The sequence below is a fragment of the Mucilaginibacter sp. L3T2-6 genome, from assembly GCF_030519355.1.
In the GTDB taxonomy this organism is placed as follows: Bacteria; Bacteroidota; Bacteroidia; order Sphingobacteriales; family Sphingobacteriaceae; genus Mucilaginibacter.
The window spans coordinates 15,083-32,069 of the sequence record NZ_JAUMKC010000022.1 but is presented as its reverse complement, the minus strand read 5'-3'; the positions used below and the strand labels follow the sequence as shown (position 1 = coordinate 32,069).

The following is a 16,987-nucleotide window of genomic DNA, read 5'->3' as shown; positions in this document are numbered from 1 at the left end:
TATATTTTTGTTGAACGTTTGAAACTTTTATCCGTAAAACTGGTAGAATTATAAAAAGTAACCCCCTAAATGAAGAAGTTATCTGGTCTTCTTTTCTTTTTATTTATAGCGACCGCTGTTCTGGCGCAGCAGAAGCAGGAACGGCCCATTATCCAGTTTAGTGGCGTAATACACAATGCTGACAGTACTTCGGTAATTGTACCTTACGTAAGTATCGTAAATACTACAAATAAAAACCAGGTTAATATTTCTAACTATAAAGGTTATTTTTCATTCCCTGCGCATGAGCAGGATACCGTGAGGTTTTCATCGGTTGGCTATGCTTCAACTACTGTAGTAATCCCTGCCAATGTGGCTAACAAAAGCTATACTATCGAAGTTGATTTAAAACCGGAAATTATCAATCTGCCGGTATTTAAAGTATTCCCGTGGGCAACTACCGAAGAATTCCGGAAAGATTTTATTACCATGAAGATCGCCGATGACGACCTTGCCATCGCCCAGAAAAATTTAAGCCGCGCTTCCATTCTAAGCTTGCAAAAGACCCTCCCAAGGGATGGTTCGGAAATGAATGGTTTCCAGGATTTTCACAACAGCGTAGTTAATTCGCATTCTATCACCAACCCATTACTTAACCCCTTCAATTGGGGCAGCCTGATTAAAGAAATCTCCGAGGGGGATAAGGCAAGGTCGCCGGGTACGAATTAGAGCTGTATCCGATTTTACACCCCGTTTTTGATATGCCCGCAAAATATTAAAGAACAATTAATCAAAAGGTTCTTTGCGTGCAATAGCTATATATTCTATGCCGTCAATGCCTGCAAGGTATTTCGTGACTGCGGCACGCTTTGCTTGGTTGTTATGGTTTCTACCAACTATCTGGCTCCCGATGGGGCTGGCAAGAACGCTATTCTTGACTATTGACTCTAAAAATTACCTTCCCTTCTTAATCGCCGGGAATTTCATTTTGTAATCGACATCAACAATGCCCCTTGATATATCGTTCAGCTTTTTCTCCAGCATGCGGCGGCGCAGCGGACTCAGTTTATCAGTAAACAGCTTACCTTCTATATGGTCATATTCGTGCTGGATAATGCGGGCGGCCATGCCTTTAAAAGTTTCTTCATGATGCTTCCAGTCCTCATCATAGTATGAAATCCGGATAACAGGCTTGCGGTACACATCCTCACGTATCTCGGGAATGCTTAAACAACCTTCATTGAAGGCCCACTCCTCACCGGTTTCCTCAAGGATGGCAGCATTAATAAAAGCTTTCTTAAAATCTTTTAAGTCTGCATCATCGTCTGAAAAGGCGTGAGCATCAACTACAAACAGCCGCATTGACAAGCCAACCTGCGGGGCAGCTAAGCCAACACCATGAGCGCCATACATTGTTTCGAACATGTTGGCAACCAACTCCTTTATATGTGGATATTCATCCGGCTCAATAGCCGTAGCTTTCTTTCGTAAAACAGGATCGCCGTATGCAATTATGGGAAACTTCATGACACAAAAATACGGCTTTATTGCTTAGGCTCAAATAGTAAGGTAATCATACGGCTGTCATCAAATATTTCATTGCTTATGGTTAACAGTTGGTCGGCAGTTACTGCATTGATTTTGTCAAAAACCTGGTGCAGCGTATCAACATAGTTAAAATCGAGCAGGCTTTTAGCCATGGAAATGATCAGGCTCATGCGGTTTTCCTCCGCAAGCGCAATCTGGCCTATAAATTTCTGTTTGGCCTGGTGCAGCTGTAAAGAGCCTAATTTATTATCCCGTAGTTTCTTTAGCTCCTTATGGACTAACCTCATTGCCTTATCCGTCTTTTCTTTGTCCGTGCCGAAATAAATAGAGAAAATGCCCGTATCCGTCAGGCTGGTATAATTTGATTCCACGGTATAGGCTATACCATATTTCTCACGTATCTCCAGGTTTAACCGACTGCTCATGCCAATACCACCTAATAGGTTATTTAAAAGAAGCAGACCATTTTTATATTGATGGGACGATGAATAAGCCCGGCTCCCGATAATGCAATGCGTTTGTGAGATCGGCTTGGCAGAAATACTTTTGGATGCCAGTATTCCTGGTGGCGTCACCCGCTGTTTTTTTGAATGGTTTGCGGGTACCGGCCCGAAGTATTTTTCTGACAGCTTAATCACTTTTTTAAAGTCATAATCGCCAAAGACGGCGAAAACCATTTCGGAGGTATTATAGTTGGCTGCAATAAACTGATCAATGTCTTTCCTGTTGAGTCTTGCAACAGTTTCGGGTGTGCCGAGTATGTTGTTTCCCATCGGATGCCCCTTAAACAGCAGTTCTTCAAAATCGTCCTGTATAGCCTCTTCGGGTTGGTCCAGATAGGAAGCAATTTCATCCAGGATTACCCCGCGCTCTTTTTCCTGCTCATCTTCCGGAAAGGTTGAATGAAATAAAATATCCTCAAACAAATCCATGGCGCGTTCCAAATGTTGGTTTAGCAACGAAGCATGCACGCAGGTATATTCTTTGGTGGTATAGGCGTTTAAATCAGCGCCTACAAGTTCTAGTCGGTTTAATATTTGACTGGTACTGCGGCGTTCAGTTTCCTTAAATAACAGGTGTTCTATAAAATGGGCTAGTCCAGCCTGATTTTCAGCCTCGTCCCGCGAGCCGGCATTAACAATAAAGCAACAGTGAGTTATAGTCGACGGTGCATGCTTAAAAAGAATCCGGATGCCGTTGGGTAGGGTATGAACGTAGTGGTCTTCTGTCATTGTTGAGGGGCAAAGATAGGTTTTAATAACGTCATTTATTAGTTATATTGCCTCATGGAACTACGTTTAGCCGGCCTTACTTTTGAACCGTTTATCGCCGCCGCCGATATAGCTGCGCGTGTTGATACCATAGCCCGGAAATTAAGTGCAGATTACAAGGGTACAGTCCCGGTACTGATCGGAGTTTTAAATGGCAGCTTTTTGTTTTTTGCCGATATAGTTAAACAGCTAGATATTCCCTGCGAAATTACCTTCACCAAGCTGGCATCGTATCACGGCGGAACGCAAAGCACAATGAAAATAAGGGAGGATATAGAACTAAATGCAGCCATACAAGGCCGCGATGTGCTGGTGATTGAGGATATAGTTGATACCGGCAATACGGCACATTACCTGCTGGAAAAGCTTCGCCTTAAACAACCTGCATCATTAAAAATGTGCTCGCTGTTACTAAAGCCTGCTGCATTACTAAAACCGGTTGAAGAATTGAAATACGTGGGCTTTGAGATTGGAAATGAGTTTGTGGTAGGGTACGGATTGGATTACCAGGAACTGGGAAGAAATTTGAAGGACATTTATAAAAAGGTGGGATGACTTGGAAGAATGCGGCGTTTCAGGTTAAATCAACCTTATAACGCTGCATGAGTCGGAATTTGTATGCGGTACAAACCGCGTAATAATAAAAACTACCGGCATGGTCACAAAAAAGCCCCGGTAAACTACTCCGGGGCTAACTAAAGTAAACTATAAAACTGAACACAAAACGCCTGTTTTAAAGGTCATTGGTCAGTAGTCATTTGTCATTGCCTTATCATCGTCATCTACTGCACCTATAACCTGTTATCCGCACAAATCTTTCTCAATTTCAAAATTCCGTAATCAAAATTCCAATTTCCGGAATTCCTTGCTAACTGCATCCCATCGATGCGCCGCAATTCAAGCACTTGTAGCAAGTGCCCGAGCGGATAGTTGTATGTCCGCAGGTGTTGCAGGCCGGTGCGTCGCTTTGCACGCCCATGCTCAAATCAACACTAAACTGTTTCGCCAGTTTACCGCTACTTTCTGCTGCTACTGCCACAGGCTTAACCGGTTCATATACGTTGCTTTCATCCGTATTAAAATCGCCGTCATCCATCTGGGGATTGCCGGCAAAGCCGTTATGTTCCGTTAATACGTGGACAAGGTCGGTACGGTTCTGATATTCGTACCCTAACATACGAAAAATATAATCAATTATACTTGTCGCACTCTTAATATTTGCATGGCCAACTACCATGCCGGCCGGCTCGAAACGTGTAAAGGTGAATTTTTCTACATATTCCTCCAGCGGCACGCCATATTGCAGGCCGACTGAAACAGCTATGGCAAAGCAGTTCATGAGCGAGCGGAAGGTGGCACCCTCTTTATGCATGTCCACAAAGATTTCGCCCAAAGTGCCATCTTCGTACTCGCCTGTGCGGACAAACACCGTTTGGCCGCCAATGCTTGCTTTTTGCGTATATCCCCTGCGCTTAAACGGCAGGCTCTTTTTCTGCACCACACGCGATAGCTGGCGCATAAAATTAGTGTCTTTGGATTTCTCCATGATGGCCATCGCCGCCTCAATAACCTGTTCGCTGGTTAAATCGCTTAGCTTCACATTGGCGGCCTGGCCTAATACTTCCTCAACAGTATCCAATTTTTCGGCGGCCTCTTCCTTCGTGTCAGACTTGGTAGACAGCGGCTGCGATAACTTACAGCCGTCACGGTAAAGTGCATTGGCCTTTAAGCCCAGCTGCCACGACAGCTCATAACAATCTTTTATCTCATCCACTGTAGCCTCGTTGGGCAGGTTAATGGTTTTTGATATGGCGCCCGACAGGAAAGGTTGCGCGGCCGCCATCATTTTGATATGGCCGTGCGAGTGGATATAGCGCTCGCCCTTAATGCCGCATTTGTTAGCGCAATCAAATATGGGGTAGTGTTCCGGCTTCAGGTAGGGCGCACCCTCAATGGTCATGGTACCGCAGACGTACTCATTGGCTTCGGAAATTTCTTTTCTGGAAAAACCCAGACCACGCAGCAGGTTAAAATCGGGAGCACTGTATTGTTCCTGCGTAAACCCAAGACGCTTCAGGCATTCCTCGCCCAGTGTCCACACATTAAATGCAAAGCTTATTTCAAATACCGAAATAATGCCCTTGTCCAGCTTTTCTAATTCATTGTCGGTTAACCCTTTTGCTTTTAAAGTTTCAAGATTGATATGCGGCGCGCCTTTTAACGTAGCCGTACCTTTGGCGTAATTTACAATGGCAGCAACTTCATTTTCGGTATAGCCCAGATTCTTTAATGCAGCAGGAACTGCCTGGTTGATTATTTTAAAGTAACCGCCACCCGATAATTTTTTAAATTTCACCAGCGCAAAATCAGGTTCAATACCGGTTGTATCGCAATCCATCACCAGGCCTATGGTACCGGTTGGAGCTATAACTGTGGTTTGCGCATTCCGGTAGCCGTATTGCTCACCCATTTCGACGGCCTTGTCCCATGCATTGCAGGCGGCAGATAAAAGGTAGTCCGGGCAGTCGGCCTGATCAATTCCCGGAGGGGCAATTTCAAGCCCTTCGTAATTGCCTGTGCTGTTGTATGCAGCATATCTGTGATTGCGCATCACACGCATCATGTGTTCTTTGTTCTGTTCAAAGCGTTTAAAGGCGCCTAATTCGCGGGCCATCTCAGCAGAGGTTGCATAAGCGGTGCCGGTCATGATGGCGGTGATAGCGGCGCCGACTGCGCGGGCCTTATTACTATCGTAAGGAATGCCATTTACCATTAGCGCCGAACCCAGGTTGGCGTATCCAAGGCCAAGCGTGCGGTAGTCGTATGATAATTGTGCAACTTCCTTCGATGGGAATTGTGCCATCAATACGGATATTTCAAGCACGATAGTCCATATACGGCAAGTGTGCTCAAAGCCTTTTACATCAAATATGCGTGTAGTTTTATCAAAGAAATGCTCCAGGTTAACCGAGGCCAGGTTACAGGCCGTATTATCTAAGAACATGTATTCCGAACATGGGTTCGATGCGTTGATGCGGCCGCCCTGCGGACAGGTATGCCACTCGTTTATCGTGCTGTCAAACTGTACACCTGGGTCGGCACATGCCCATGCAGCAAAAGCAATATCATCCCAAAGTTTTTGTGCAGAGACAGATTTTACAGCCTTGCCGGTCATACGGCTGGTTAAGTCCCAGCTACTACCTTCTTTTAGCGCCTTAAAGAAAGAATTTGGTATGCGAACGGAATTGTTGGAGTTTTGGCCTGATACGGTACGATAAGCTTCGCCTTCATAATCTGATGAGTAACCTGCAGCAATCAGCGCCGCCACTTTTTTCTCTTCCTCTACCTTCCAGTTTACAAAGTTCTCTATTTCCGGATGATCTAAGTCCAGGCAAACCATTTTGGCCGCCCTTCGGGTAGTGCCCCCTGATTTGATAGCTCCTGCCGCCCGGTCACCAATTTTTAGAAATGACATCAGCCCTGACGAATAGCCTCCACCCGAAAGCTTTTCATTGTCTCCTCTTATTTTCGAAAAGTTGGTGCCAACGCCCGAACCATATTTAAATATCCTGGCTTCGCGCACCCAAAGGTCCATTATGCCACCCTCGTTCACTAAATCATCATCAACAGACAATATAAAACAGGCGTGCGGTTGCGGACGCTCGTATGCCGAGGTTGATTTGCAAAGCTCTTCGGTAACCGGGTCAACATAATAATGCCCCTGCGGCTTGCCGGTGATAGTGTAGGAATTATGTAAACCGGTATTGAACCATTGCGGTGAGTTTGGAGCCGCCAGCTGGCCAGTTATGGTGTAAACTATTTCGTCGTAAAATATCTCCGCGTCCTTCGGCGATAAAAAGTAGCCATAGCGCTCGCCCCAGTCTTTCCAGCATTTCGCCATTCGATTGGCCACCTCTTTAATGCTTTTCTCGGAGCCTGTGGCGCCATCCGGCAGAGGGACGCCTGCCTTGCGGAAGTATTTCTGCGCCAGTATATCAGTGGCTACCTGGCTCCAGGAAGCAGGCACTTCCACGTCATTCATTTCGAATACCGCATCGCCCGAAGGATTACGGATTACTGAAGAGCGTTTTTCATACTTAAATAAATCGAAAACGCTTGTGCCTTCTTTAGTAAAGTACCTTTCAACTTTTAAACCTTTAGCAGTTTCAGCAGATTTATTTTTGTATATGTCAGCTCTCATAACGATACAAGTGTAGTAAGCAAAAAAAGTACGTTTAAAAAACTTCGGGGTGTTTTAAGTAAAGCTATTACTGATTATAATTTATTTCAATTCAGAGTTTTCCACAGCCGGTGGAGAAGCCCTGATTTATGGCCTTTATGTAAGTAAATAGTTGATTTGTAGTTGGTTGTAAATGTTGAAAACGTTTTCCAATACCCTTTTGGCATCCGCTCCGAAGGATACGGCAGAAGTCTGCTAAAAAAGCGCATTAACCTGACTTAATATGATTTAAATCCGGCTTTGTAAGTTATAAACGGTTGGCTTTTTGTTCATTTATTTATGAATTGTGTTGATGCATATAGCCCTCCAAACCAGGGCCCGCTGATTTGCATAACCAATTTTTAATGCAGAATTTAGTAAACTAATTATCAACGTCATCGATATGAAAAAGTTAATCGCCATTGCTGCATTCACCACTATTGTTTTAGCGGCCAGAGCCCAAACCACCACTACAACCGCCGCTGTAAAGCCAACTGATACCGCTAAACTGTATCATCCAAATGCTGATGCTAAAGCAGACATCGCCGCTGCGGTTAAAAAGGCTGCGGCTGAGCACAAAAATGTACTGTTGCAGATAGGTGGTAACTGGTGCATCTGGTGCATCCGCTTTAACGACCTGGTTACACACGACGCCGACCTGAATAAATATGTACGTGATAACTACGAAATAGTGCACGTAAACTGGAGCCCGGAAAACGAAAATACTAAGCTGTTGGCCGAGCTGGGCTATCCGCAGCGTTTTGGTTTCCCGGTGTTTGTTATTTTAGATGACAAAGGTAACCGACTGCATACTCAAGATTCCAGCTACCTGGAAGAGGGCAAGGGGCACAGTAAAGCGAAAGTAATGGAGTTTTTCAAGAATTGGTCGCCTGCAGCGCTCGATCCGAGAAGTTACGAAAAGAAGGCCAGTTAAAGGAAAAGGGATGCAATTTGCGTCTCTTTCCTTTACTTCATAGCCAATGCAGCGTCAAGTTGCTTAAATAGTACATCCCTTTTCATTGGGTAGCCCGCCTTTGAAAGCTCCCAAGTGCCATCTTTTTTTATGATGACATAGGTTGGATAGCCCGAGCCCTTCACCGTGCGCATAATATCTTTACTAAGTGCGGGATTAGCCAATATGTGGGTGCCTGTCATATTTAAATAGGCGATGAGTTTCTTCCAGGCATCGTCGTGGCCCATATCGTTATTAGCTACATAGAAGTAGTCGAGTCCTTTATCTTTAAAATAGGCTTTAATAGCAGGGCCGTTATTACTTATCTCGTTACGGCAGGGGCCGCACCAGGTGCCCCACATATCCAGCAATACGGTTTTGCCTTTTGCCATGGCCAGAACATCGGCAAAAGTATGCAGCATTGAACCGTTTCCGGGAGCGAATACCATTTCGTTGCTCAGGGGCTGTGTTTCTTGTTGCCTGATGGTGTCTATTGCGCGGCTAAACCATTTAACATACTTGCTGTCGGGAAAGCGGTTTTTAAATTCATCGAAAATGCTGACCATGTTTTCGGGACTATGTGAGCCCAAACCCTCGCTGATCAAAATACCGTAGGCATATTCTTGTACAGGCCCGGTAAAATGTTTTTCAAGAATCTTTTGCGTAAGTAGGTTTTGCATATCTGCATCAAAAAGCTTTTTGCCGGCGGCCGTATCTGTGTTATAATATTCACGATAAAAATTTGCCGGGTCTTTGCGGGCTGCATCCCACAAACGCTCTTTTTCACGTAGTAAAAAATTGGAAACCAGCTCGGCATAATTGAACGCCGTAAGCGCATTGCTATTATTTAATGTTACCCGGCTAAAAAGGCTGTCTTGAATTTTTGTCCATATGCTGCCATACTTTTGATACGCCCGCCAATTGGAAAATTTGTTGCTTTCCTTAAAGTCATAATATGTGCCAACTGCGGCATATTTTATATTTTCAGATTCCACATTTACGAAATCTGCCGAGGGCTTGTATTTCTTAATGTATTTTGGAAATACTGATTTTAGATCGGCCTGATATTTATTTGCAGCTGTTATAATGCGGTCGGGCAGGCTATCGCCATAAAAACTTCTAACGCCTTCTGCCTCTATCATTGAGAGCATTGGCTGATTATTATTGCTGCCTTTTCCTGTTATAACTGTTTTGCGACTAAGAAGATCGGCCAGCAAGTCCAACTTATCACCAGGAGAAAGGTATAAATAATAATGAATTTCTTTACTGTCGTTATCGTCACCGCTGCTTATATCCACATAAGCGAATACAGGTTTCTCCAATTCGAGTTTTAGCGTTCCGGTTCGTTCTTTGTTTAAATGAACTGTATGAGCACCTTTCTTTAGATAGTCGGATCCTAAAGTAAGTTCCGGAATAAATACATAGTAACTGGTAGCAGTACTGTTCTTCAACGATACACGCAGCGTAGTATTTTGGGCGGATACGTTGCTGTTAAAACATGCAAATGCGATTATTAAAAGCCAAATTCTTTTCATATATGATTAGGATAAGTTTCTTAAAAATAACTATCTTTTTAGTAAATGAAAACTTTTTAACAGGTTTTAACTGATTGGCTAAAATTTCGGTGGAACAATAAACTAAACTTTTATATCGTTATCTTAGACATAGTAGGTGTGCAACAAAAATGTTACAATATGAAAACTTTAAGAATTTGCTGGGATTATTATTTCGCCAAGTTGGATAAGCTTAAGGGAAAAGCTTGTGACGCGAAGATTTATTAGGGGTTGAAAATTTTAAAGGTTGAAAAATTGTAATGTTAATGTGCTTGTAAAAACGTTTCAACTTTACAACTTTTCAACCTTACTGCAAGTTACTCTACAACGGTAACTTTCAGCATATTGGTCTTGGCCTTTTTCAGAATTGGCACTGATGCAGTATTAATTACCACATCACCGGCCTGCACCAGGTTAGCTTCTTTCAATATTTGATTTACATCGGCAATGGTTTGGTCGGTGCTTTCTTCTTTATCGTAATAAAAAGTGCGCACGCCCCATAGCAAACTCATCGCGTTCAGTAAGTGCTTATTGGCGGTAAATATAAAAGTGCCGGCTTTGGGCCGGTAGCTTGATATTTCGAAAGCGGTATAGCCTGAATGGGTCATTGATACGATACCGACAGCGCCTGTATGCTCGGCCAGGTAGACTGCTGAACCGCAAACCGCGTTGCTCAGGTAGTCCGTCGACTTCGGATCAGTCATATCAGTTTTGCTGTTAAACGGATAACTGAGTCCCTCAACGTTATTAATAATTTTCGACATTGTCTCGATAACGATCACCGGGAATTCACCAACCGAAGTTTCGCCGCTAAGCATCACTGCGTCGGCGCCGTCAAGTACGGAGTTAGCAACGTCATTTACCTCGGCACGGGTAGGGCGGGGGGTAGTGATCATCGACTCCAGCATTTGTGTTGCCACAATAACCGGTTTAGCAGCCTCGCGGCATTTGCGTACGATCATTTTTTGCAGCATCGGTACTTCTTCCAAAGGCATTTCAACACCAAGGTCGCCACGGGCTACCATCACCCCATCGGTTGCAGCTACTATCGAATCGATGTTGTCAATAGCTTCGGGTTTTTCAACCTTGGCTATTACCTTGGCAGCCTTGCCGCTTTCTTTAATAATGCGTTTCAGGTCGTCGATATCTTCACCTGTTCGCACAAATGAAAGGCCCACCCAATCTACATCCCATTCAAGTGCATAGTTAAGGTTTATCTTATCTTCTTCAGTAAGGCTCGGGATAGATACTTTGGTATTTGGCAGGTTAACGCCTTTACGTGATGTAAGGATGCCGCCGTGAACAACCTCGCAAACAACAGTATCAAGCCTGTTGGTTTCTATTACCCGCATTTGTATTTTCCCATCATCCAGCAAAATGATTTCATTAGGCTGAACGTCCTGGGGAAATGTTTCGTAAGTAATATATATCTCATTATCATCACCGATTAATTCATGCGTGGTGATGTTTATACGTGTTCCGTTAATTAAGTGAATACCGCCGTCTTTTACCAGCCCTATGCGGATTTTTGGTCCCTGTAAATCAGCAAGAATACCGACATTGGTTTTAAGCTCTGCATTTATTTCGCGAATGGTATCGATTACTGCTTTATGATCCTGTGCTTTACCGTGCGAAAAATTAAGGCGGCAAATATTTACGCCAGCCTGTATCATGGCGCGTAAAACATCCTTCTTAGCCGAAGCGGGCCCCATGGTGGCAACAATCTTAGTCCGGTTATAGTGTAATTTCATTTTATATAGTCTGTTTAATACGGGCTTAATTCAGGTATGTTTAGTGTATGTATAACACTTTAAAAATCGCGCTAAAATAAAAGATTTTCCCGTGATTTTACTTTTTTCGGGTCAATCTTTATGGCGGTAACAATCTCGGGTATTTTATTTATGGCTGAAATCAGGTTGTCGAGGTCGTTTTCGTCAATATAATTTTTTATCAACAAAAAATAGTCAGCCTTTCGCATCTCGGGTACCAGGTAGCCGTCAGAACCTTTATTGGCTATAAAATAGAAGTCGGTTTCGGTAGTTTCCCAACTGTAATGATACCTTGAAAACAGCACAGGTTCAAGGTTATTATTGATATCCACTTCAAGATCCGCAACTTTTGCAAAATTAAAATTTAATGCCTTGTTAATGAGATAACAAGCGCGATAATCTTTTAGCGATGTTGTAACTGCAATGAGAACAAAATCAAGATCGAACTCAAACTTTAAAAATTTCCTGTTCAAAATCATTACTTTTGCGGCTGTAAAAGTACCAAAATTGAAACAGTTGCAGTAAAAGATTGTTGCATATAACGCAAATGTTTTTAGATTTGATATTTAACAGAATTTATTTTTCCTTTGCACAGAATTTTTATTTAATCATTTAAACTATAAGACTATGTCTGATATCGCTTCAAGAGTAAAAGCTATTATCGTAGAAAAATTAGGTGTTGACGAAAGTGAAGTAACACCCGAAGCTAGCTTCACCAATGATCTTGGTGCTGACTCGTTAGACACCGTGGAATTAATCATGGAGTTTGAAAAAGAATTTAACGTGGCTATTCCTGATGATCAGGCTGAAACTATCGGTACTGTAGGTCAGGCTGTTGCTTACCTCGAAAAAAACGTTAAATAAGGACTCCCCCAACGCTATTAAATGGAGTTTAAAAGAGTTGTCGTAACCGGGCTTGGAGCACTCACCCCAATTGGCAATACAGTTCCCGAGTATTGGGAATCATTGATAAATGGCGTGAGTGGCGCTGCCTTAATTAAGAGTTTTGACACTGAAAAGTTCAAAACTAAGTTTGCATGCGAAGTAAAAAATTTTGATGCAGACGCCTTTTTGGGTCGTAAAGACGCCCGTAAACTTGATCCTTTTGTACAATACGCCCTATTTTCAACAGAAGAAGCGGTAAAAGATGCAGGGCTTGACTTTGAGAAGCTGGATACCAGCCGCATTGGAGTAATATGGGGATCAGGCATAGGTGGTTTAAAAACTTTTTTGGATGAGGTGGTGAATTTTGCCAAAGGCGATGGCACACCCCGTTTCAACCCGTTTTTTATCCCTAAAATGATCGCCGATATTGCACCTGGCCATATCTCTATAAAATATGGCCTGCGCGGACCCAACTTCTCCACCGTGTCTGCCTGTGCATCATCAAATAATTCGCTGATTGATTCCTTTAACTATATCCGTTTGGGTAAAGCAAACATGTTTATCAGCGGCGGTTCAGAAGCTATCATTAATGAAGCCGGCATAGGCGGATTTAATGCTATGCATGCGTTATCTACCCGCAACGATGATCCGGCTACGGCATCACGTCCATTTGATTTGGACAGGGATGGATTTGTAGCCGGCGAAGGTGCTGGTACCATTATTTTAGAAGAATTAGAACACGCTAAAAAACGAGGTGCGAAGATTTATGCTGAAATGATTGGCGGCGGTATGAGTGCCGATGCTTATCATATGACTGCTCCTCATCCTGAAGGTTTTGGTGCAGCCCTGGTAATGCGTAATGCGCTTGAAGACGCTGGTATAACCCCGGCCGATGTTGATTACGTAAACGTTCACGGAACATCAACCCCAATTGGCGATCCGCAGGAAGTGAAAGCTATACAGGATGTTTATGGAGATGAGGTTTATCGTATAAATATCAGCTCGACCAAATCAATGACTGGCCACCTTTTAGGTGCTGCTGGTGCTGTTGAGGCCATTGCGGCTATACTTGCTGTTAAAAATGGAATTATTCCGCCAACAATAAACCACTTTACCGACGACCCGGCATTTGATCCAAAAATTAATTTTACCTTCAACAAGGCGCAGCAGCGCGACGTGAGAATAGCACAAAGCAATGGGTTTGGTTTTGGCGGGCACAATGCTTCTGTGATATTTAAAAAGTACGAAGAATAATACCTGGATGCCTATAAGTCGTTTTTACAAACTATACCTGTCTCCAAACAGAAAGTACGTAAAGGTCTTAAAAAATTTGCTCGGTTTTGTGCCGGGCAATTTGTCTTTATACAAGCTTGCTTTCCGGCATAAGTCTGTAGCCCAAAATGTAAAAAAGGGTGTAAAGAACAGCAATGAGCGCCTCGAGTTTTTGGGCGATGCCGTTTTGGGCAGTGTAATTGCCGAAGTGCTGTTTAAGCTATACCCTTATGAAGATGAGGGTTTTCTGACGGAACTTCGTTCGAAAATAGTGAGCCGTAATAACCTTAATGCGCTTGCCCGCAAGCTGGGATTTGACAAGCTGATTGAATATGATAGCCGCATGCTCAACTCATCCAGGCAGGGCTCACTGCTTGGCGATGCCTTCGAGGCGTTGATAGGCGCCGTCTATCTGGATAAAGGGTATGATTTTACCCGGCATTTCCTGACAAATCACATCATCAAGCCGCATATCGATATCCATACTCTCGAACAAACAGAAACAAACTTTAAAAGCAAGTTGATTGAGTGGTGCCAGCGGCATGGTAAGGATATAGTATTTTACCTGGTAGCCAACGAAGACGGAGAAAATAGCAAACTATTTACCGTGCAAGCCATTATAGACGGTGAAACAATGGGTCAGGGGAAAGAGTTCAGTAAAAAGAATGCTGAAAAACTGGCGGCAGAAAAGGCTTGTGAAAGTTTGGGAATCTAACTTTGATTTCTGAAGAGGGACTTCTTTTCGCTGTCCTAGTTTTGGTTTATTTCCGATGTGTTTTCCCGGATTTTTACCGCTATTCCTGACTACTGCCCGCTATAATTCTGCTATCGCATTGTATTACTGCCCCCGCTATTGCCCGCTTGACTTTGAAAGCCTGGGAGTTACCTCAATAATTCGCACCCTAGCTAGCTATAAGTTCAGTATGATAAGCTGGCTCTTTTGTTGCTCGCAGCTTTAAAGCTGTGCTATGGAAAGAAATTAAAATATTACCACTAAATAAAGCTGAAAAGTCACACCGGCAACGATATTTCGTTGTGGTACTTCCGCTGCCTTTTAGATTACAAACTTATTTTTTAGCCATAAAACCATTTTATCATCAAAAAATATTAGTGGATAAGAGTTGGCAAAATTATAGCTAACAAAAACACTGTTAATAAGGTATCTTAGCTAAATGGAACAAGCATGTTTTAGCGGCTACCTTATATTGCCGGGAGAACGTTCTGCATAACAGGTTATTTAACGGCATTCGTTATCAAAGCGGCATGAAAATATCAAAAGCTAAATTTCTTTTGTTCTTTGTTATTGCGCCAGTTCATTTGTGCTTTTGTCAAGTCATACCCCGGAAAAGCGTTGATAGCCTGCAGGAAATTTTGAAAACGCTGCCAGCCGATACTTTTAAACTTAATGCCTTACATCAGCTCGGGAACTATTACCATCAGCGCCGTTTTAAACAGGATCCCGCCGACCTTGACAGTGCATTATTCTTTTTTAAAAAAGAACTTGCTTTAAGCAATCTGCTTCGTGTAGAAACTGGCAGCGGCAGGCAGGAGAGCTTGTGCAGCATGGGTGAGGTGTATCTTTCAAAAACTCAAATGGAGCAGAGCAAAGCTTGTTTTATACAGGTTTGGAATTATTATAAAAAAACCGGCGACAAGCGAATGGAAGGAAAAGCCTGGTTACGATTCGCCAAAGCTGCTAATGAGGCGGCTTGGCTTGATCGGCCGGCAGGTTTATTTGAACAAATAGTCCAGGCCTGCGGGAATTCGATTGTACTTTTTAAGGCAACCGGACATATTGGCGACGAGATCAATGCCCACATGAACCTTGCCGCCACATATTTTATATATGGCAAGTATGACCAGGCCGAAGCGGCATGTATGAAGCCAATTGTAAAATACCCCGGCAATTCCAGTTCGGAGTTTATAAGACTTTATTATGTTCTTGCACATGTTCAGCGGTATAAGGGCAACCTGAACAAGGCCTTATCGTGCACCCTGAAAAGCATGGATCTTTTACAAAAAAGCCCGAATTACCCTGACAAGATCACTGTGGAATCGCAGCTATTTGGCGAGCTTGCGCTGATATATGATGCAATGGGGCAAACGGAAAATAGCATTGTATGGTATAAAAGGACCCTTGCACTCAGAGAAAATATGAACATAAAGCTGGAATACAAATACAGAACCGCCGGGTTTATTGTTCAGGGGCTGATAAAGCAAAAAAAATATGGCGAGGCGTTTAGCACAGCCTGGGGAGTTGAACAACGGCATCCGCCAGATGGCGATTATAACAGAGCTATCATAAGCCAGATAAAAGCTTATTGCTATGATGCGGCCGGAAATTATAAAAAAGCCGAAGAGATGTACTTGCTGGCGCTTAAATTATTCAGATATATAAAAACTGATGAAATTGTTTCCCTCGCCAAATATGACGTTGCCAAGTTTTATATCAAACGAAGTGATTATAAAAAAGCTGCCTTCTACCTTGATGAAGGTATTCGTGACGGTTTTGCCACGACACGACAGAGGGATTATCACCTCATTAGGTATAAAATTGATTCAGCGAGCGGAAATTACCCTTCTGCACTGCGGCACCACATTTTGTACAAGCTTTTTAACGATTCCATTTTTAATATCGAAAAAAACAAGCAACTGCAGGAGTTGCAGGTACGATTTGAGACACAACAAAAAGAACGCGACATACAATCATTAAAAAAAGACAGCCTCCGTCAGCGGGAGAAAACAGGGCAAGCCAATAATATCCGCAATCTCACACTGGCTGGCAGTGCATTACTTGTTGTATTACTGGCGCTTATTTATACCAATTACCGGGCTAAACAGCGCGCTAACACTGCTTTGAATGCCCTGGTGAGCGAAAAAGATGAATTATTAAAGGAGAAAGAATGGCTGATAAAAGAGGTTCACCACCGTGTAAAAAACAACCTGCAGATCGTGATGGGGCTATTGCAGCGGCAGTCGGCCTATATTGACAACGAGGCTGCGCTGCAAGCTATTCAAAACAGCGAAAGCAGAATGCACTCCATAGCGCTAATTCATCAAAAATTATATCAGTCCGAAAATCTCGATCTGATCAATATGCCGGAGTACGTTAACGAATTGGTTAACTATCTGCGGGAAAGCGCCGATACCGGCACCCGGATAAAGTTCGAAAAGACTATTGATGATATCTTTTTGACGGTATCGCAAGCGGTACCGCTTGGGCTTATCATGAATGAGGCTATTACCAATGCCCTTAAATACGCCTACAACGCTGACGAATGCGGCGTTATCCGGATAACTTTAGAACGAACAGATCACCAAAATATAGCACTTGCTGTTGAAGACGATGGCAGGGGGCTGCAGCCAGATTTTGACCTGAATAAGTTAAACTCTTTGGGGATGAGCCTGATGAGGGGACTAAGTAAACAGATAAATGGCGTTTTTGAAATAACCCGTAAGAAGGGCGTTCAGGTACTGGTGACCTTTAAGATGGAATATGTTGCCCGAACACCGCATGAATTAACTAACCGCTGATAACA

General features: G+C 43.2%; 13 protein-coding genes. 7 read left to right on the top strand and 6 right to left on the bottom strand.

All coding sequences use genetic code 11. The features are described 5' to 3' along the window. Nucleotides 1–69 precede the first annotated feature (69 nt). Nucleotides 70–708: a hypothetical protein gene (locus tag Q3W13_RS20340; RefSeq protein ID WP_302867031.1), complete on the top strand. Its 639-nt coding sequence runs from the start codon at nucleotides 70–72 to the stop codon at nucleotides 706–708. A gap of 225 nt (nucleotides 709–933) precedes the next feature. Here Q3W13_RS20340 and def read toward each other — a convergent pair whose 3' ends face one another. Together def and Q3W13_RS20330 are read right to left on the bottom strand one after the other, a co-directional pair. Beyond that, entirely contained in the window at nucleotides 934–1,506 is a 573-nt protein-coding gene (gene def, locus Q3W13_RS20335; RefSeq protein ID WP_302867029.1) for a peptide deformylase, read from the bottom strand. A gap of 17 nt (nucleotides 1,507–1,523) precedes the next feature. Further along, nucleotides 1,524–2,759 (bottom strand): pitrilysin family protein, encoded by a 1,236-nt coding sequence (locus Q3W13_RS20330; protein WP_302867028.1) that lies wholly within the window; start codon nucleotides 2,757–2,759, stop codon nucleotides 1,524–1,526. Nucleotides 2,760–2,813: 54 nt separating this feature from the next. Between Q3W13_RS20330 and hpt the strand changes: the two genes are divergently transcribed. Further along, on the top strand, nucleotides 2,814–3,353 hold the full coding sequence (gene hpt / locus Q3W13_RS20325) for a hypoxanthine phosphoribosyltransferase (RefSeq protein WP_302867026.1): 540 nt from the start codon (nucleotides 2,814–2,816) through the stop codon (nucleotides 3,351–3,353). A 313-nt stretch (nucleotides 3,354–3,666) separates the two neighbouring features. Here the strand turns inward: hpt and Q3W13_RS20320 are convergent, their stop codons facing one another. Continuing rightward, complete coding sequence (locus Q3W13_RS20320) at nucleotides 3,667–6,999, bottom strand: vitamin B12-dependent ribonucleotide reductase (protein ID WP_302867023.1); 3,333 nt, start codon at nucleotides 6,997–6,999, stop codon at nucleotides 3,667–3,669. 421 nt (nucleotides 7,000–7,420) lie between these two features. Between Q3W13_RS20320 and Q3W13_RS20315 the strand changes: the two genes are divergently transcribed. Further along, on the top strand, nucleotides 7,421–7,951 hold the full coding sequence (locus Q3W13_RS20315) for a thioredoxin family protein (RefSeq protein ID WP_302867021.1): 531 nt from the start codon (nucleotides 7,421–7,423) through the stop codon (nucleotides 7,949–7,951). Between the two features lie 32 nt (nucleotides 7,952–7,983). Here the strand turns inward: Q3W13_RS20315 and Q3W13_RS20310 are convergent, their stop codons facing one another. The 3 genes from Q3W13_RS20310 to Q3W13_RS20300 all read right to left on the bottom strand — a co-directional run bounded on the left by Q3W13_RS20310 (nucleotide 7,984) and on the right by Q3W13_RS20300 (nucleotide 11,770). Continuing rightward, on the bottom strand, nucleotides 7,984–9,504 hold the full coding sequence (locus Q3W13_RS20310) for a TlpA disulfide reductase family protein (protein WP_302867020.1): 1,521 nt from the start codon (nucleotides 9,502–9,504) through the stop codon (nucleotides 7,984–7,986). A 335-nt stretch (nucleotides 9,505–9,839) separates the two neighbouring features. Beyond that, entirely contained in the window at nucleotides 9,840–11,273 is a 1,434-nt protein-coding gene (gene pyk, locus Q3W13_RS20305) for a pyruvate kinase (RefSeq protein ID WP_302867018.1), read from the bottom strand. A 71-nt stretch (nucleotides 11,274–11,344) separates the two neighbouring features. Further along, nucleotides 11,345–11,770: an IPExxxVDY family protein gene (locus Q3W13_RS20300; RefSeq protein WP_302867016.1), complete on the bottom strand. Its 426-nt coding sequence runs from the start codon at nucleotides 11,768–11,770 to the stop codon at nucleotides 11,345–11,347. A gap of 148 nt (nucleotides 11,771–11,918) precedes the next feature. On the opposite strand from Q3W13_RS20300, the gene Q3W13_RS20295 reads away from it, so the two are divergent. The 4 genes from Q3W13_RS20295 to Q3W13_RS20280 all read left to right on the top strand — a co-directional run bounded on the left by Q3W13_RS20295 (nucleotide 11,919) and on the right by Q3W13_RS20280 (nucleotide 16,982). After that, on the top strand, nucleotides 11,919–12,155 hold the full coding sequence (locus tag Q3W13_RS20295) for an acyl carrier protein (RefSeq protein ID WP_031266521.1): 237 nt from the start codon (nucleotides 11,919–11,921) through the stop codon (nucleotides 12,153–12,155). A gap of 21 nt (nucleotides 12,156–12,176) precedes the next feature. Further along, nucleotides 12,177–13,430, top strand: coding sequence for a beta-ketoacyl-ACP synthase II (gene fabF / locus Q3W13_RS20290; protein ID WP_302866971.1), 1,254 nt, complete (start codon nucleotides 12,177–12,179; stop codon nucleotides 13,428–13,430). A 7-nt stretch (nucleotides 13,431–13,437) separates the two neighbouring features. Then, nucleotides 13,438–14,163: a ribonuclease III gene (gene rnc, locus Q3W13_RS20285; protein WP_302866967.1), complete on the top strand. Its 726-nt coding sequence runs from the start codon at nucleotides 13,438–13,440 to the stop codon at nucleotides 14,161–14,163. Nucleotides 14,164–14,711: 548 nt separating this feature from the next. Further along, on the top strand, nucleotides 14,712–16,982 hold the full coding sequence (locus tag Q3W13_RS20280; protein ID WP_302866965.1) for a histidine kinase dimerization/phosphoacceptor domain -containing protein: 2,271 nt from the start codon (nucleotides 14,712–14,714) through the stop codon (nucleotides 16,980–16,982). Nucleotides 16,983–16,987: the final 5 nt, after the last annotated feature.